This is a genomic window from Comamonas sp. 23 (assembly GCF_049601575.1).
Taxonomy (GTDB): Bacteria; Pseudomonadota; Gammaproteobacteria; order Burkholderiales; family Burkholderiaceae_C; genus Comamonas; species Comamonas squillarum.
The window spans coordinates 2759669-2776759 of sequence record NZ_CP187127.1 but is presented as its reverse complement, the minus strand read 5'-3'; the positions used below and the strand labels follow the sequence as shown (position 1 = coordinate 2776759).

Genomic DNA, 17091 nt, shown 5'->3' with positions numbered 1-17091 from the left:
TGCGCTCATGGATCTGGATCGCTGCAGGGCGGAGGCACGCGGGGCGAATGCACCCGGTGCGCCGCACAGGCCTCGCTGCCTTCGATGTGGCTTTTGAGCACCGGCACCAGGCTGTCTTCATCGAGGTTGCCGTACCAGACGCCATCGGGATAGACGATCATCAGCGGCCCCTGGTTGCAGGGGTACTGGCAACTGGTCTGCAGCAGCTGCAGCTGCTGCTTGAGGGGCGCACTGGCCTGCACCGCCTGGCTGAGCCGGGGCCATAACGCTGCAGCCCCTTTGGCTACGCAGCGCGGCCCCATGCACCACAGCACATGGCGCTGGTGCGCGGGCACCGTGCTCCACGCCACGGGGTCGGTTTGCCAGCCCTCGTCGCCCTCCTCGGCCACCACATCGGGCTGGGATGTTGCGAGCGCCAGGTTGTTCAGCAAGGCGGGCACCAAGCCATCCGACTGCAGCAGCGGCTGCGCAAATACCAGCTGGGGCCGGGCATCTTTGGCCTGGCTGGCGAGCCAGCGCATGGCGACCTTTTGCAGCCAGCGCCGCAGGGCGGGCTCATCGGGCACCATGACCGGCTGGATGACGATGGTCTGCCGCGCCAGATCGGCCGGCGCAAGTGCAGCGCAAAGGCTGTCCAGCGCCTCGGGCAAGGCCGGCTGGTTGCGGTCCACAAAGGCCAGCTGCATAGGCAGGCCCGGAGCTCCCTGCTGGCAGGCCTGCAGCAAGGCCTGCAATTCGTTCTTGGCGGCGGACCCCAGGCCGCCCCGGCCCAGCAGCAACAAGGCATCGGGTGGTTTAGCCATGGGGTTTGTCCATCCAGTAGCTAACACGGGCCTTGTCCAGGCGCGGATGGCGGTCCACCAGGGACTCGACCTGGAACACCCGTGCAATGGTCTGCGGCGTCAGCACCTGCTCTGGCCAGCCTTCGGCCTCGATCGCGCCGTCCTGCATCACATAGAGGCGGTCGCAGAACTGCGCGGCCAGGTTCAGGTCATGCACCACGATCAGCACCGTGCAGCCCGAGGCACGCACCAGGCTGAGCAGCTCCAGCTGGAACTGGATATCCAGGTGGTTGGTGGGCTCGTCCAGAAACAAAAGCTGGGGCTGCTGGGCCAGTGCGCGGGCCAGCAGCACACGTTGGCGCTCGCCGCCCGAGAGCGAGGACAGCGGATGGCCTGCCAAATTGCTGGCCCGCACCTGGGCCAGGCAGTCGCTGACGATGGCCTTGTCCCGGGCACTGTCCCTCGCCCAGCGCGACTGGTGCGGGTAGCGGCCCATCATCACCAGCTCCTGCACCGTGCAGTCAAAGCCCAGGCCAGACTCCTGGCCCAGCACGGCCGCCTGCTGTGCAAACTGGCGGGCGCTCATCTGCCAGATATCGCGGCCCTGCAGCTGTATGCGGCCACCGGCCTGGGGCTGCAGCACGCGGTAGAGCATGCGCATCAACGTCGATTTACCGCAGCCATTGGGGCCGACCAGACCGACACATTCGCCCTTTGCCACTTGCAGGCTGGCTTGGCGCACGATTTGCGTGGCCTGGGCGCCGTGGCCGGCGGTCCAGGACAGGTTGCTGGCCGTCAGCATCATGCGCTGTCTCCCGGCATCGCACTGGTGCGGCGCCACAGCATCCAGATAAAGAAGGGCCCGCCAATGAGCGAGGTGATGACGCCCACGGGTAGCTCGCTGGGCGAAAACCAGGTGCGCGCGGCCAGATCGACCAGCACCAGAAAGCTCGCCCCCATCAAGGCGCTGACCGGTAGCACGCGGCGGTGGTCGCTGCCCACCAGCATGCGCGTGATATGGGGGATGACCAGACCGACAAAGCCGATGGCGCCACTCACCGCCACCATGGTGCCCGTCAGCAGCGACACCACCACAAACAATTGCAGGCGCAGGCTGGCAGTGTTCAGCCCCAAGGTGGCCGCGCCCTCATCGCCGATCAGCAAGGCATTGAGCTGGCGGGCGCAGAGCAGCAGCCACAGCAGGCCCAGGCCCAGCACGGCTGCGGGCAGGCCCAGGGCGCTCCACTGCGTTGCGGCCAGGCTGCCCAAGGTCCAGGTCAGCAAGGCATTGGCCAGCTCGCGCTGTCCGGCCGTCAACGTGATGAGGCTCGTGACCCCCATCAGCATGTAGCCGATGGCCACGCCGCTCAGGATCAGCCGGGTCGCGTGCAGGCGCCCCTGCTGCTGGGCCAGCGCATAGACCAGGGCGGTAGCCAGCAGTGCACCGATAAAGGCGCCTGCGGTGATCGCATAAAGGCCAGCCGCCGCCAGGCTGCCATAGGCCAGCACCGAGACTGCCCCCACCGATGCCCCCGAGGACACGCCCAGCATGTAGGGGTCGGCCAGCGGGTTGCGCACCATCGCCTGCATCACCACGCCCACGACGGCCAGGCCGGTGCCGACGAGCGCCGCGAGCAGCACCCGGGGCATGCGCACCATCCAGACAATCTGGTAGTGCTGCTGGCTGATGCCGCCCTGCCCAGCATCGGGCTGCCACCCGCCGCCCAGCAGCTGCTGCCAGATGACCGACCACACCGTTGACGCGTGCAGCGATGCCGAGCCCCAGGTGATGGCGGCCAGGCCGCTGGCCAGCAGCAGGGCCAAGAGCAGCAGCAGGCACAGCGCCAAGGACCAGGGCGCGCGCCGCTGGCGTTCATGCAGGCCGTCGCAGCCCGGCGCATGGCTCACGGCTTGGGCTCCGCTGCAGGCAGCCAGGGAACGGAGTCCACGGTGATACGGCGATCCGGGTGCAGGGCGGCAGCCAGGCGCTGGGCCACATGCACATTGCGCGGGCCTGGGGTGGCTTCGGCATAGCTGATGACAAAAAAGCGCTGCTCGCGGATCGCAGACACCCCAGCCAGCTCAGGCTTGGCGCGCAGAAAATCGATCTTGCCCTGGGCGCTGGGCCGGCCATAGTCGATGATGATGATCCATTCCGGATCGCGGGTGATCACATCCTCCCAGTTGCCCTTGGGCCAGTTGCTGGCGATGTCGGCAAAGATATTGCTGCCGCCTGCGGCATCGAGCATGGCCTGGGGCATGCCAAAACCGCCCACGGTCGTGGGTATCTTCTCGCCGCTGTCAAACACAAAGATGCGCGGCCTGTGCGTATTGCCCTGCATCTGCGCGGCCAGCTGGTCGATCGAGGCCTGCAATTTGTCAATCTGCCCTTGCGCTTGGGCTTCGATAGCAAAGATACGCGCCACATTGCGCAGGTCTGCCAAGGTGTCGCCCAGCGCCACACGCTCGCGCTTTTGCACATGGATGCAGGACTCGGACAGCACATAGCTGGCCACGCCATGCTGGGCCAGCAGCTCGGGCGTCACCCCGCCGGGGCGAAAGCCATAGCTCCAGCCGCCAAACACAAAGTCGGCGCGGGCCTCGAGCATGTTTTCCAGGTTCATGTCCTGCGATGACAGCTTGGGCACCTGGGCGAGCTGGGTCATCAGCTCGGGGCTGATTTCCTTGCGCGACGGTATGCCCGAGTAGCCGACCAGCCTGGGCCCCAGGCCCAGAAACAGGAACATCTCGGTGATGTTCACATCGTGCGTGATGGCACGCTGCGGCACCCGGTCATAGCGCTGGGGCTGGCCGCAGACATCGATCTCCAACGGCGCAGCCCGCAGGCCTGCGGGCACTGCTGCCGCTTCGGCCATGGGGATGGCCGCCGCCTGGCTGGGGCGGCTGGGCGGCTGCTGGCCCCCTGGCCGGTCGCAGCCGGTCAGCACCAGGGCAGCAGCTGCCGCCAGGGCACGCAGGGTTTGCCGGGAAGCGCTTGTGGTCATGCTCTACCTTGCTCAGAAACGCAGATGGGCCATTAGCTCAAAGCTGCGGCCATTGCCCATCAGCCATTGCGAGCCGTAGGACGATGCAGCATAGCGTTTGTTGGCCAGATTGCGGCCCACCAGGTTCAAGGTGGTTGTGCGGTTCAGGTTCCAGCCCAGCACCGCATCGGCCACCGTGTAGGCGGGGAGCTGCGCGGTATTGGCATTGCTGGTGTAGCGGCTGGCAACATGGCGCAGGCCCAGCGATGCGCGCCAATCGCCCGTCTGGTAATGGGCCCAGGCATTGGCCGTGTAGCGCGGTACATTGGCCGGCTGGTTGCCAGCGCGGTCAATGGCTGTGGCGCCTTCGAGCAGCTCGTCGAACTGGGCATCCGCATAGCCCAGGTTGCCCTCGAAGCGCCAGGCCTTGGTCGCCCGCCAGCTGCCTGCCAGCTCGATCCCCTTGGACGACTGCTTGCCGCCCTGGATCAACAGCGCTGGCCGGTCCGGATCGCGGGTGATGATGTCCTTCTTGCGGATATCAAAGACCGCCAGGGTCCATTCGCCCTGGCCATTGGGCAGCTGCTGCTTGATGCCCACTTCCACCTGGCGGCCTTTGCTCAATGTAAAGCCGGTTTGCGACTGGGTCAGCGACAGCAGGCTGTTGACCGGGTCATGGCCGGTACTGACCTGGGCATAGAGGCTGGTGTTCTGGTCCAGCTTGTGCGTGAGGCCCAGGCGCCAAGAGGTGCCGCCCAAGGTCTTGTCAAAGCGGGCTTGGCTCAGCAAATCCATGCGGTCAAAATCATAGAGGTCGCGGCGCAGGCCGGCCATCAGCAGCCACTGCTCGCCCAGCTTCCAGGCGTCTTCCAGGTAGAAGGCGTTTTGGCGGATGCGCGAGGTCATGCGCGGCTTGTAAGGGTCTGGGCTGTCCCAGTAGCCACTGGTGCTACCGGTCAGCGGCACATCGGATTCACCGGTATAGGGCGAGCTGTTGAGCGCAGTGAACTTGGCCTGCGACACATCCCAGCCCATCGCTATCTCATGCTGGCCGGGCTTGAAAACGGCGCCTAAGCGGTTGCCGCTTTGCTCCAGGTCGTGGCCGATCTCCAGGTAGTCGTAGCGGTGAACCGTGCGCGTGCTGGCATCGTAGTCATAGCCTTCGATGTTCTTCCAGTGGCGGTCGGCCTTCATATGGTAGGTCTCGTTGCGCAGCACCAGCGCCTCGCTCACATTCCACTCGGCCCTCAATTTGTAGCGCTGGTCCTTGTAGTGGATGTCGCTGTCGAGAAAGTTGAAATTGCGGTCGCCCAGCGCCGCCACCGGCTTGCCATCGACCACCGGGGTGCCAAAGTAGCGCTCGGGCCTTTGGTCGCTGACATCGGCCGTCAGGTCCAGGCGCAGATCGCTGCTCGCCTGCCAGCGGATGGCGCTCATGATCTTCTTGCTGTCGCTGTTTCCCAGTTGGCGCTCGCCATCGGTGCGATCGCCGTAAACATCCAGGCGGTAGCTCAGGCTGTCGCTCAGCGCGCCGGTGCTGCCCAGGCCCGCGCGGGCGGTGCCGTGGGAGCCAGCGCCCAGCAGCACTTCGGTCGATGTACTGCGGCTGGGTTCCTTGCGCACCGCGTTCACCGTGGCGCCCATGGTGCCGCTGCCGTACATCAGCGATGCGGGGCCGCGCAGCACATCAAAGCGCTCATAGCCCCAGCTGGAATTGGGATAGGCCACGGTGCCGGCTGCAACCCCCAGGCTCAGCCCGTCTTCGGCCACGCCGACCGAGTTCACACCGGTAAAGCCCCGGCTGGAGAACGACAGCCCGCCATTGCCAGGCGTGCCATTGGCACTCAGGCCCACGCTGCGGCCCACGGCATCGACCACCTCGTAGTCGGCACGCTCTTGTACCTGCACGGCCGAGACCGAGCTGACACTGGCGGGCAGGTCCTGCAGCGGCACGGCCAGCTTGCTCGCCGAGGTCGACGGCAGCTGGAGCGCATTGGGCTCGCTGCGCTGGTCGCTCACCACCACTTCAGGCAGTGAGGCTTCTTGGGCATGGGCTACTGCGATGCCCAAGGCGGGCAAACACAGAACACAGGAGCTGCCTACCAGGCGCAAGGAGGAAGAGAGCCGCTGGGCGGCCAGGAGCCGGTTTTTCGGAAAAGGAACTGCAGTCATTTGAACAAAAGGCGCTAACTGCCTGATGCGGGGGCTGCACTGCACGCGGTCACCCCCCAAGACGGGGTCGCGCGAAGAACCGCCGTCCACACCCCGCAGACAGTTGAGAGAGCACGTGCTGGCCAGAGGCACAGCGCGCACTGCGACTAGGAACAGGCCGGTCTCCGGGCTTACAGGCGGTGCAGCGCAGGCGCTGACCCGGTAGCCGGTCTTCCCAGGGTGCGGGTGTCTTATTGCCTGGCAGGCGTGGACACTCTCTCAACCCCAGTGACTGGGCCCGCGTGGGAGCGGGCCGCATCGGCTACGTTTCCTGTCTACCGTTGCGGGGGCAGCCAAGGCTTGGGGGAGCGCACTCCCGACCTTGTTCCCGTTTCACTCGCATGCGAGCACCTGTAGATAGGCTTTTTTCAAAGCGCAGCCAGTGTACCAGCCGCAAGCCCGGGCAGTGCCTTTTGGCCATGGCCTGTGTCAGCTGGGCGATACAGCGCATGCCCCAGTGGCTGTATCAGCCCTGCGGCAGCCGCGTCGCATAGCCGATGAAGTCAGTGCTGCGCAGCTGGCCCAGCAGCCACTGCCGAAAGCTGGCCTGGATTGGGCGCTCTCCCCCGCCCCGGCGGGTGTAGAGGTGGAACTTGGGCGTTCTGTCCATCGGCAGTTGGCGCAGCAGCTCGGCCCCAAAGGGTGCGAGCAGCTTGCCGCTGTGGATATAGCTGAGCGCATCGACATAGGACAGCAGGCCCACGCCCTGCCCGCTGAGAACGGCTTGCAGCATCGCATCGTGCGTGTGCAGCAGCATGGGGCTGACATGCTTGCCGCCGGGCTCCAGGCCCAGCATCGCATAAATGTCCTGCCACAGACTGTTGTGCGTCAGCGGCGATATCAGCCGGTGGTGCGGCAAATCCTGCGCTGTCTCCACCGGGTGCTCGGCCAGCAGCTGCGGCGCAGCCACGATCACCTTGAGGTCTTCGAGCAGCGGCGTTTCATCGAGGTGGTCCACACCGCCGTAGCCCCAGACAATGGCTGCATCCAGATCGCCGCTATCGAACGAAGGCAGCTCCACACCGATGGAGATGCGCAGATCGAGCTCCGGGTAATCCTTGGTGAACGAGGGCAGCGAGCGGATCAGGTACTGGGTTGCAAAGTATGGGCTGACCTGGATATGGAACTGCGCAGCCTTGTAGTGGGAGCGCACGGCTTCCAGCCCCTGGCTCAGTGCATCGAGCCCCTGCTCCACATAGTGGTACAAGGTCTGCGCCTCGGCGCTGGCCGCCAGGCCCCGCGCGCCGCGCTCGAAAAGTTGCACATCCAGCGCACTTTCCAATTGCTTGAGTTGCTGGCTGGCGGCCTGTGGCGTCAGGCACAGCTCGTCGGCCGCCTTGCGGATCGAGCCATGGCGGTAGACGGACTCGAACACGCGCAGTGGCTGCAGGGGCGGGAGCTTGTATTTCATGGAGGAGCGCCAGGCCAGGAGAGGCAGAGCCCGGGCTGGCGATGATTATAGGTCGCAGCCCGGCGCCCAGCGGGCCGGCATGCCACCGCTCTTGCCTGCTGCGCCCTGCCCCGCTGATGCATAAAAAAACGCATCCAGAAAGGATGCGTTCGGGCTGGCGCAGCGCTCAGCAGCGCATGGCCTTACTGGACCGGATCACCATGCATCGGCAAACCGGTGCGGTCCCGGCTGCTGACCAGGGCGATGAGGCCAATGATTGCCGCGCCAATGAGGTAGTAGGCAGGCACGACCGGGTTGCCGGTGCGGGCAATCAACCAGGAGTTGATCATCGGCGCGGTGCCGGCAAACATCGCCACAGCCACGTTGTAGCTCAGCGCCATGCCCTTGAAGCGCACGCTGGTGTGGAACATCGAAGGGATGATCGAGTAGATGCTGCCCAGCAGCATGGCCAGACAGAAGTTGAGCACCATCAAGGACAAGATCTTGGCGGCGGTGCTGCCTTCGAGCAGCAGGTGAAAGCAAGGCACGGCCAGTACCGCAATCGCCAGGCTCGCAGCGATCATCATCGTCTTGCGACTGAGCTTGTCGGCCAGCAGGCCCATGATCGGGATCATCACCACCAAAAAGAGCTGCGGGCCCAGCGAGAGCTTGAGGCCGGTGGCCACATCGACATGCAGCGCGCTGACAAAGTAGGTCGGGATATAGGTGACGACGGTGAACAAGGTGACATTGGTCACGATGATGATGCCAGCGGACTGGAACAGCTCTTTCTTGTGCGTGGCGAACAGCACCTTCCAGCTCGCCTGGGCCAGTGCGTCATGCTGCTGCTTCATGGCCATGAAGGTGGGGGTCTCTTCCAGGTACTTGCGGATATAGAGGCCAATGGCGCCCAGCGGCAGCGCAATCAGAAACGGAATGCGCCAGGCCCAGTCCAGGATCTGCTCGGCGCTGAAGAACATCGTCAGAATGGCCGAGACCGAGGCACCGAAGAAAAAGCCCGCCATGCAGCCCACCTCAACCCAGCTGGTGAGCAAGGTGCGGTTGCGGTCGCGGCAGTACTCGGCCACAAAGATGGCCGCGCCACTGGCCTCGCCACCGGCCGACAGCCCCTGCATCAGGCGCAGCACGATCAGGAGCAGCGGCGCGGCAATGCCGATGCTCGCATAGCCGGGCAGCACGCCAATCAAAAAGGTGGAGATCGCCATCATGATGATGGTGATGGTCAGCACCCGCTTTCTGCCGTACTTGTCGCCCAGCGAGCCAAAGAAGATGCCGCCAATGGGCCGGGCAAAAAACGCAATCGCAAAGGCCGCCCAGGATGCGGTGATCTGCATGGTGGGCGAGCTGGTGGCAAAGAACACCTTGCCCAGCACCGCTGCCAGGTAGCCGTAGACTGAGAACTCGAACCATTCGACAAAGCTGCCCACCACCGAGGCCAGTACTACGCGGTTGAGCTCCTTGGACTGCACCGCGCGCGGCGCCACCGCCGCTTGGGGGGATGACCAGTCCGAAAGGCTTGCACTTGGGGCGGCAAAGCCATCTGCCATGGGATTGTGGGTGCGCATCGGGAGTCCTTGGTGTCCTGCAGGGGGAGAAAAATGGGAAAGGACCAGCGGCTATGCCGCTGGCCATGGGCACGCGATCAGGCCGGGGGCAGCGGCGTGGCCTGGGCGTAATCGGTTTCGGCTTGTTCGGCGCTGATATAGCCATAAGCCACATCGCGCTGCACCAGCGCGGCGGGGCGCAGCGCCGCATCGCCGTTGCCGCCACCGCCGGGCAAGTCCAAAATCAATCGGCGCCCGGCCGGAATCTGCTGCTTGCCCTTGCCGCGCAAGGCCGTGCCGTCGTCCAGCGTCACCTTGCCCAGTGCGCCGCTTTGGCCGCCGTTGTGGCCGCGCGCTGCAAAATGCACACGGTCGAACATGGCGTTCAGGTCAAACTCAAAGCCCTCGGCCGAGCCCACCTCGATGCGCTGGCCCAGGCCGCCCCGCCAGCGGCCGGCGCCGCCCGAGTTGGGGCGCAGCTCCTTGCGCCAGATGATGATGGGGCCGATGCTCTCGGTCACCTCGACCGACATGGCCTGCACGCCGCTGGGGAAGGCGGTGGCGCTGAGGCCATCGCTAGAGGGGCGCGCGCCGGTACCACCGGTGTTGAACATCAGGATCTCGTGCTGCTGGTTGCGCGTCGCCTGGGTGATGCCCTTGAAGCGCATCTGCAGGTTCCACAGCGAGCTGGCCCCTTCGGCCGGAATCTCACCCTGGCAAATGGGCTGCAGCGCACCCAGCACCACATCGGGGATCAGATGGCCGATGACATGGCGCACCGAGACCGGGCGCGGGCGGTGGGCATTGAGGATGCAGTCCTCGGGCGCGCTGATCTCAAAGGGCTCCAGCGAGCCCCAGTTGTTGGGGATCTCCGGCGCAATCGCGCATTTGAGCGCATAGGAGGCATAGGCCTTGGTGTAGGTCAGCGGCACATTGATGCCGTAGTGGCTGGGATCCGAGGTGCCGGTGAAGTCGGCGCGCAGTTTCTCGGCCGCAATCTCCACGGCCACGACCAGCTCGATGGGCTTCTCGTATCCGTCCACGGTCATCGCGTAGCGCTGCGTGCCGTCGGGCAAGGCGGCGATGCGCTCGCGGGTGGCGCGCTGGCTGTTGGCAAAGATAAAGCCGGCCAGGTCTTCCAGGTCATGGAGCCCGAACTCGTCGAGCATGCCCTTCAAGCGGCGCATGCCCGTGGCATTGCAGACGGCCAGCGAATGGAAGTCGCCAATCACCTGGTCGCGCTCGCGCACGTTGTTGCGCAGGATCTCGATCAGGTCCTCATTGAGTGCGCCGGCGCGGAAGAACTTCATCGGCGGAATGCACAGGCCCTCCTCGTAGACATCGCTGCCGTCCGGGCCAAAGCCGCGCCCGCCGATGTCCACCACATGGGCGGTGGCGGCAAAGTAACCGATATGGGCGCTGTGGCCATCGCGGCCATAGAAGACTGGGGTGACGACGGTGATGTCGTGCAGGTGGCCGGTGCCCAGCCAGGGGTCGTTGGTGACCAGCACATCGCCATCTTGCAGCGTGTTGCGCTCAAAGCGTTTGGCGAAATGCGCGACCGACTCGGCCATCGAGTTCACGTGACCTGGGGTGCCGGTCACGGCCTGGGCCATCATGCGGCCCTGCTTGTCGAACACGCCGGCCGACAAGTCCCCCGCCTCCCGCACGCTGGTGCAAAAGGCGGTGCGAATCAAGGTGACCGCCTGCTCTTCGACCACCGAGATAAGGCGGTTCCACATGATTTGGTAATGAACGTCTGTATTGTTTGCCATGATCACACTCCGCTGTCCATGCGCTCGACCAGCATGCAGTCATCTGCCTGCAGCACCACCTTGAATCCGGGGCTCACATAGGTCGAGGTTTCCTTCTCCACAATCACCACCGGGCCGGGCACGGCCTGGCCCCGGGGCAGGCCCAGGCGCTCATAGATATCGCAGGCATAGAACTGTCCCTGTTTGCCGTCAAACACCTCGCGGCGGTCCAGCACCGTACCGGCACCCTTTTGGGGCGTGCCGCCCCGCTGCAGCGCGGCCTTGGCCGGCGGCAAGGTCTTGGAACGCAAGGACAGTGCCCAACTCACCACCTCGATGTCGAGCCCGTCGATCGCGTGGCCAAACAAGGCCACATAGTTCTGCACAAAGGCCGCGTTCAGGGCGGGCACGCTGTCCGCTCCAAAGTGCTGCACCGGCACCGACACAGGGATCTCCCAGCCCTGGCCGCAGTAGCGCATAAAGGCACGCAGCTCCTTGACGGTCTCGCCGTCGTAGCCGGTGTCGTGCAAAAAGGCGCTCACCTCCACCTCCATCTCGCGCAGCATGGCATTGACGGCCTCGCCATCGAACTGGCTCATGCGTATCACCGAGCTGCGCAGCGACTCATAGGCAAAGGGCGCGCGCAAAAAGCCGATGGCCGAGCCCACGCCGGCGCCCGTCGGGATCAGCAGGCGATGGATGCCCAGCTTTTCGCACAGCCGCACGGCATGCAGCGGCGCAGCGCCGCCGTAGGCGATCATCGTGTAGGCCTCCAGGTCCTGGCCAGACTCCACGGCATGCATGCGCGCGGCATTGGCCATGTTCTCGTCCACCACTTCGGCCACGGCATAGGCCGCACGCACCGCGTCCAGGCCTTGCGCCTGGCCGACATGGGTGGCCATCGCGTCTTGCGCGGCAGGCATGTTCAGCCGCATGCTGCCGCCGGCAAAGCGTGCCGGGTCGAGCTTATGCAGCAGCAAGTCGGCATCGGTCACCGTCGGGCGGGCGCCGCCCCGGCCGTAGCTGGCAGGGCCCGGCTCCGAGCCCGCGCTCTCCGGCCCCACGCGCACCTGGCGCATGTCATCCACATGGGCGATGGAGCCGCCGCCCGCGCCGATCTCGATCATCTCGATGACGGGGATTGAGATCGGCATGCCGCTGCCCTTTTTGAAGCGGTAGCTGCGCGCCACTTCAAACACGCGCGCTGTCTTGGGTACATGCTGGTCGATGAGGCAGATCTTGGCGGTGGTGCCGCCCATGTCAAAGGACACCACCTTGTCCTGGCCGTACTTGGCCGCAAAATCGCTGGCGTAGATGGCGCCACCGGCCGGGCCGGATTCGAGCAGGCGCACCGGAAACTCGGCCGCATTGGCCAGCGACATCACCCCGCCGCCCGAGTGGATCAGGTAGAGCGGGCAATGCATGCCCTCTGCCACCAAGGCCTGGGCCAGGCGCTGCAGGTAGGAGGACATCAGCGGCTTCACATAGGCATTGGCGCAGACGGTGTTGAAGCGCTCGAACTCGCGAATCTGGGGCGAGACTTCGCTGGAGATGGACACTGACAGCTGGGGCAGCGCCTCTACAATCAGCGCGCGCACCCGCTTTTCATGGGCCGGGTTCTTGTAGCTGTGCATCAGGCCCACGGCCACGCTGTCGTATGCACCCTCGCGCAGCTGGGCAATCACGTCCTGCACCTCTGCCTCATCGAGCGGCTGCAGCTCCTGGCCCTTGGCATCGAGCCGGCCCTGCACGGTATAGCGGTGGTTGCGGGCAATCAGCGGCGCGGGCAGCTGGATGGCCAGGTCGTACTGCTCAAAACGGCCCTCGTTGCGCATCTCGATCACATCGCGAAAACCTTCGCTGGTGATGAAGGCGGTTCTGGCGCCGCGCCGCTCGATCAGCGAGTTGGTGGCCAGGGTCGTGCCGTGGATCACCGTGCCGATCTGCGCTGGCGCAATGCCTGCCTGGGCTGCCGCCTGTTTGAGGCCTGTGACGATGGCGCGCTCAGGTTTTTCATAGTCCGTCAGGACCTTCTCGCTGAACAGGACGCCATCGACCTCGAGCGCGATATCTGTGAAAGTGCCGCCGATGTCTGCCCCGGCGCGTATGACTTGGCTTGTTGCCATCTGGTATCTCCGAATCATGCAAGCTGTGTGGATCAGAAGCTCTGACCTGGCAGCGATGATCAAGTGATCGCCCAGTCGGCGCAAACAAGAAATTCGAGGGCGGGCACAAGCTGTGCTTCGCGGGTAAAAACCATTACGCGCTTACCCGGTGGCCATGCACGTCGACAGTGCAAAAAGACCATATTTTTGGTCGGCCATGCACCAGCGCTGCACAGTGCTGCAGCATGCGGCGGCATGCTTGCACCAATCAGGGCGGACAGGTGCTGTAAAACCATCAGGACTTGCTTGTGTAAAGCTTTGACGAGGGAGGAAAAACCAGGCGCCTGAGCGCCAGACGGAACCCAAGATCGGCTGCCTTTGCGCTTGCCACCACGCCACAAAAAAAGCCCCAAGCAAAGCTTGGGGCCTGTGCGCAGAACGGCAGAAGAATTACAAGTCCAGGGCCAGCTGGTTCTTATCGTCGGCGCTGGTTTCCACTTGCCGCAGGCTGCACTCCACCTTGATGGGGGTCTTGACCACACAGCAGCAGGGAACCACCTCATTGGGCCCGACAAAGGCCAGCGGCTCCTGGGTGTAGACGACTTCGCCCTCCACCAAGGTGAGGCGGCAGCTGCCGCAATAACCACCACGGCACTGGTACTCCACATCGTGGCCCGTGCGCTCCAGCGCTTCGAGCAGGCTCTCCCCTGGCAGCACGCGTATAAGGGTGTCCGTGGTGCTGACGGTGGTCACAACTCGATTCCGCTCAGGTCATCGAGCGAGACTTCGGCGTTGATCTGGCCCACCAGGTAGGAGCTCAGCTCCACCTCTTGCGGGGCCACCTGCACGGTGTCGGACGACAGCCAGGTGTTGATCCAGGGGATCGGGTTGCTCTTGGCGTTGTCAAACGCCGGTTTGAGCCCGATCGCGGTCATGCGGATATTGGTGATGTACTCCACATACTGGCTCAGGATGTCCTTGTTGAGGCCAATCATCGAGCCGTCGCGGAACAGGTACTCGGCCCACTGCTTTTCCTGCATCGCCGCCGTCTTGAACATCTCAAAGCATTCCTGCTCGGTCTCCTTGGCGATCTTGGCAAAGTCCGGATCGTCCTGGCCCGAGCGCATGATGTTGAGCAAATGCTGGGTGCCGGTCAGGTGCAGCGCTTCATCGCGGGCGATCAGGCGGATGATCTTGGCATTGCCCTCCATCAGCTTGCGCTCGGCAAACGCGAAAGAGCAGGCAAAGCTCACATAAAAGCGGATGGCCTCCAGAATGTTCACATTCATCAGGCACAGGTACATCTTCTTCTTGAGCTGGTACACATCGATCTGGTGTACCACGCCATTGATCGTGTGGCTGCCTGCGCCCAGCTGGGCGTGCAGCATCGCATCGCGGATCAGGTCGTCGTAGTACGACGAGATATCGCCCGCGCGCAGCTTGATGCTCTCGTTGCGCATGATGTCGTCAAAGATCACCGATGGATCGTTGACGATGTTGCGCAGGATGTGCGTGTACGAGCGCGAGTGGATGGTCTCGGAAAACGCCCAGGTCTCGATCCAGGTCTCGAGCTCGGGCAGCGATACCAGCGGCAGGAAGGCCATGTTGGGGCTGCGGCCCTGGATGGAGTCGAGCAGCGTCTGGTACTTCAGGTTGCTGATGAAGATGTGCTTTTCGTGGTCGGGCAGGTTCTGGTAGTCGATCCGGTCCTGCGTGATGTCCACTTCCTCAGGGCGCCAGAAAAACGAGAGCTGCTTTTCGATCAGCTTCTCGAAGATCGGGTACTTCTGCTGGTCGTAGCGGGCGACATTGACCGAATTGCCAAAGAACATCGGTTCCTTGAGCTGGTCATTGTCGACCTTGGAGAAGGTGCTGTATGCCATCGCCTTCTCTCCGCTTAGATCTTGCAGGCGCCGCTGGCGCAGTCGTCTTCTGCCGCTGCGCCCTGCATGTCTTCGGCACCGTCACGGGTGTTGTGGTAGTAGAGCGTCTTCACACCAAACTTGTAGGCCTGCAGCAGGTCCTTGAGCAGTTGCTGCATCGGCACCTTGCCATCGGCAAAGCGCTGGGGATCGTAGTTGGTGTTGGCCGAGATGGACTGGTCGACGAACTTCTGCATCAGGCCCACGAGTTTGAGGTAGCCCTCGTTGTTGGGCATTTGCCAGAGCAGCTCGTACTGGCCCTTCAAGCGATCGATCTCCGGCACCACCTGGCGCAGGATGCCGTCCTTGGACTGCTTGACCGAGACAAAGCCGCGTGGAGGCTCGATGCCATTGGTCGCGTTGGCGATCTGGCTGGAGGTCTCGGACGGCATCAGTGCCGTCAAGGTTGAGTTGCGCAGGCCGTGGGTCTTGATCTCGGCGCGCAGGGCTTCCCAGTCCAGGTGCAGGGGCTCATCGGTCAGCGCGTCGATATCCTTCTTGTAGGTGTCGATCGGCAGGATGCCGGCTGCGTAGTTGGTCTCGGCAAAGGCGGTGCAAGGGCCGAACTCGCGCGACAGCTGCACCGAGGCCTTGAGCAGGTAGTACTGGATGGCTTCGAAGGTGCGGTGGGTCAGGCCATTGGCCGAACCGTCGGAGTAGCGCACGCCGTTCTTGGCCAGGTAGTAGGCGTAGTTGATCACGCCCACGCCCAGCGAGCGGCGCTTTTCGGTCGCAATGCGGGCAGCGGCTACCGGGTAGTCCTGGTAGTCCAGCAGTGCATCGAGCGCACGCACGATCAGGTCGGCCAGCTCTTCGAGCTCATCGGTCGACTCGAGCGCGCCCAGGTTGAAGGCAGACAGGGTGCACAGCGCAATTTCGCCGTTTTCGTCCTTGATGTCTTCGAGCGGGCTGGTGGGCAGCAGGATTTCCATGCACAGGTTCGACTGGCGCACGGGAGCCACGGCCGGGTTGAACGGGCTGTGGGTGTTGCAGTGGTCAACGTTCTGTATGTAGATACGGCCGGTGCTGGCGCGCTCTTGCATCATCAGCGAGAACAGCTCCACTGCTGGCAGGGTGCGCTTGCGGATGGATTCGTCAGCCTCGTACTTGACGTACAGCTCTTCGAACTTGTTCTGGTCGGCAAAGAAGGCCTCGTACAGACCAGGCACATCATGGGGCGAGAACAGGCTGATGCTCTGCCCCTTGATCAGGCGCTGGTAGAGCATGCGGTTGATCTGGATACCGTAGTCCAGATGGCGGATGCGGTTTTCCTCGACGCCGCGGTTGTTCTTGAGCACCAGCAGCGACTCGGCTTCCAGGTGCCATAGTGGGTAGAACAAGGTGGCTGCACCGCCGCGCACGCCGCCTTGCGAGCAGGACTTGACGGCCGACTGGAACATCTTGAAGAAAGGCAGGCAGCCGGTGTGCTGTGCCTCGCCGCCCCGGATCTCGCTGCCCAGCGCACGGATACGGCCGCCGTTGATGCCGATACCGGCGCGCTGCGAGACGTACTTGACGATGGCGCTGGTGGTGGCATTGATGCTGTCGAGGCTGTCATCGCACTCGATCAGCACGCAGGAGCTGAACTGGCGCAGCGGGGTGCGCACGCCCGACATGATGGGCGTGGGCAGCGAAATCTTGAAGCGCGAGACGGCGTCATAGAAGCGCTTGATGTACTGCAGACGGCGGTCGGCCGGGTACTTGGCAAACAGGCTCATCGCCACCAGCACATACAGAATCTGCGGGCTCTCGTAGATGCGCTTGGTCACCCGGTTTTGCACCAGGTACTTGCCTTCGAGCTGCTTGACGGCTGCGTAGGAGAAGTCCATATCGCGCCAGTGGTCGATGAAACCATTGATCTCGTCGTACTCTTCGCGGCTGTAATCGGCCAGCAGGTGCGGGTCGTACTTCTTGAGCTCGGTGAGCTTTTGCACATGATCGTACAAATGGGGCGGCTCGAACTGGCCAAAGGCGATCTTGCGCAGGTGGAAGATGGCCAGGCGCGCTGCCACGTACTGGTAGTCGGGTGCGTCTTCGGAGATCAGGTCGGCCGCAGACTTGATGATGGTTTCATGGATCGCATCGGTGCGGATGCCGTCATAAAACTGGATATGCGACTGCAGCTCGATCTGGGAGACCGACACATTGCTCAGGCCTTTGGCCGCCCAGTCAATCACCCGGTGGATTTTGTCGAGGTCGATAGGCTCAACGCGACCGTCACGCTTGGTGACTCTCATAGTGCTTGTCTGGTTCATTTGCGATGTTTCTAATGGGATAAAAAACGCAGGACCACGGGCGCAAGACGCGGCAGTCCCGCGCCAAAACGCGCCAGGCATGGCTGGCGCGTTTTGGCTGGAGCGAGACCAGCATCAAACAAC

13 protein-coding genes and 1 riboswitch are annotated in these 17091 nt (G+C 63.8%); all 13 genes read right to left on the bottom strand.

The genetic code is table 11. The features are described 5' to 3' along the window. Positions 1-5 precede the first annotated feature (5 nt). The 13 genes from ACPEE1_RS12460 to nrdA all read right to left on the bottom strand — a co-directional run bounded on the left by ACPEE1_RS12460 (position 6) and on the right by nrdA (position 16950). Entirely contained in the window at positions 6-803 is a 798-nt protein-coding gene (locus ACPEE1_RS12460; RefSeq protein ID WP_260719567.1) for a (2Fe-2S) ferredoxin domain-containing protein, read from the bottom strand. After that, entirely contained in the window at positions 796-1587 is a 792-nt protein-coding gene (locus ACPEE1_RS12455) for an ABC transporter ATP-binding protein (protein WP_260719568.1), read from the bottom strand. The genes ACPEE1_RS12460 and ACPEE1_RS12455 overlap by 8 nt, the downstream gene beginning before the upstream one ends. Then, a complete protein-coding gene (locus ACPEE1_RS12450; protein ID WP_232539341.1) occupies positions 1584-2690 on the bottom strand; it encodes a FecCD family ABC transporter permease in 1107 nt (368 codons plus the stop codon). Before ACPEE1_RS12450 ends, ACPEE1_RS12455 begins: the two co-directional genes overlap by 4 nt. Next, positions 2687-3787, bottom strand: coding sequence for an ABC transporter substrate-binding protein (locus tag ACPEE1_RS12445; RefSeq protein ID WP_423932924.1), 1101 nt, complete (start codon positions 3785-3787; stop codon positions 2687-2689). The genes ACPEE1_RS12450 and ACPEE1_RS12445 overlap by 4 nt, the downstream gene beginning before the upstream one ends. A gap of 12 nt (positions 3788-3799) precedes the next feature. Next, entirely contained in the window at positions 3800-5836 is a 2037-nt protein-coding gene (locus ACPEE1_RS12440; RefSeq protein WP_232539342.1) for a TonB-dependent receptor, read from the bottom strand. A 240-nt stretch (positions 5837-6076) separates the two neighbouring features. Next, positions 6077-6347, bottom strand: a riboswitch (cobalamin riboswitch). A 96-nt stretch (positions 6348-6443) separates the two neighbouring features. Continuing rightward, positions 6444-7388, bottom strand: coding sequence for a LysR substrate-binding domain-containing protein (locus ACPEE1_RS12435; RefSeq protein WP_182341363.1), 945 nt, complete (start codon positions 7386-7388; stop codon positions 6444-6446). A 182-nt stretch (positions 7389-7570) separates the two neighbouring features. Beyond that, the gene (locus ACPEE1_RS12430) at positions 7571-8953 is read right to left on the bottom strand and encodes an MFS transporter (protein WP_423932920.1); all 1383 of its coding nucleotides are present in this window, start codon (positions 8951-8953) and stop codon (positions 7571-7573) included. Between the two features lie 77 nt (positions 8954-9030). Further along, positions 9031-10707, bottom strand: coding sequence for a hydantoinase B/oxoprolinase family protein (locus ACPEE1_RS12425; RefSeq protein ID WP_423932917.1), 1677 nt, complete (start codon positions 10705-10707; stop codon positions 9031-9033). A gap of 2 nt (positions 10708-10709) precedes the next feature. Further along, on the bottom strand, positions 10710-12812 hold the full coding sequence (locus ACPEE1_RS12420; protein WP_423932915.1) for a hydantoinase/oxoprolinase family protein: 2103 nt from the start codon (positions 12810-12812) through the stop codon (positions 10710-10712). A 59-nt stretch (positions 12813-12871) separates the two neighbouring features. Beyond that, positions 12872-13087, bottom strand: coding sequence for a hypothetical protein (locus ACPEE1_RS12415; protein ID WP_133248127.1), 216 nt, complete (start codon positions 13085-13087; stop codon positions 12872-12874). 154 nt (positions 13088-13241) lie between these two features. Then, positions 13242-13544 carry a class I ribonucleotide reductase maintenance protein YfaE gene (yfaE, locus tag ACPEE1_RS12410; RefSeq protein WP_116925678.1) on the bottom strand — a complete coding sequence of 101 codons (303 nt, stop codon included), beginning with the start codon at positions 13542-13544 and terminating at the stop codon, positions 13242-13244. Then, positions 13541-14674, bottom strand: coding sequence for a class Ia ribonucleoside-diphosphate reductase subunit beta (nrdB, locus tag ACPEE1_RS12405; RefSeq protein ID WP_116925679.1), 1134 nt, complete (start codon positions 14672-14674; stop codon positions 13541-13543). The genes yfaE and nrdB overlap by 4 nt, the downstream gene beginning before the upstream one ends. Before the next feature lie 14 nt (positions 14675-14688). Continuing rightward, positions 14689-16950 (bottom strand): class 1a ribonucleoside-diphosphate reductase subunit alpha, encoded by a 2262-nt coding sequence (gene nrdA / locus ACPEE1_RS12400; protein WP_420093961.1) that lies wholly within the window; start codon positions 16948-16950, stop codon positions 14689-14691. Positions 16951-17091 lie beyond the last annotated feature (141 nt).

Excerpts from the sequence above, each read along its gene's own strand:
- ACPEE1_RS12460 (WP_260719567.1), bottom strand. The coding sequence starts at position 803 with ATGGCTAAACCACCCGATGCCTTGTTGCTGCTGGGCCGGGGCGGCCTG.
- ACPEE1_RS12455 (WP_260719568.1), bottom strand. The coding sequence starts at position 1,587 with ATGATGCTGACGGCCAGCAACCTGTCCTGGACCGCCGGCCACGGCGCC.
- ACPEE1_RS12445 (WP_423932924.1), bottom strand. The coding sequence starts at position 3,787 with ATGACCACAAGCGCTTCCCGGCAAACCCTGCGTGCCCTGGCGGCAGCT.
- ACPEE1_RS12435 (WP_182341363.1), bottom strand. The coding sequence starts at position 7,388 with ATGAAATACAAGCTCCCGCCCCTGCAGCCACTGCGCGTGTTCGAGTCC.
- ACPEE1_RS12430 (WP_423932920.1), bottom strand. The coding sequence starts at position 8,953 with ATGCGCACCCACAATCCCATGGCAGATGGCTTTGCCGCCCCAAGTGCA.
- ACPEE1_RS12425 (WP_423932917.1), bottom strand. The coding sequence starts at position 10,707 with ATGGCAAACAATACAGACGTTCATTACCAAATCATGTGGAACCGCCTT.
- ACPEE1_RS12420 (WP_423932915.1), bottom strand. The coding sequence starts at position 12,812 with ATGGCAACAAGCCAAGTCATACGCGCCGGGGCAGACATCGGCGGCACT.
- ACPEE1_RS12415 (WP_133248127.1), bottom strand. The coding sequence starts at position 13,087 with ATGGTTTTACAGCACCTGTCCGCCCTGATTGGTGCAAGCATGCCGCCG.
- nrdB (WP_116925679.1), bottom strand. The coding sequence starts at position 14,674 with ATGGCATACAGCACCTTCTCCAAGGTCGACAATGACCAGCTCAAGGAA.
- nrdA (WP_420093961.1), bottom strand. The coding sequence starts at position 16,950 with ATGAGAGTCACCAAGCGTGACGGTCGCGTTGAGCCTATCGACCTCGAC.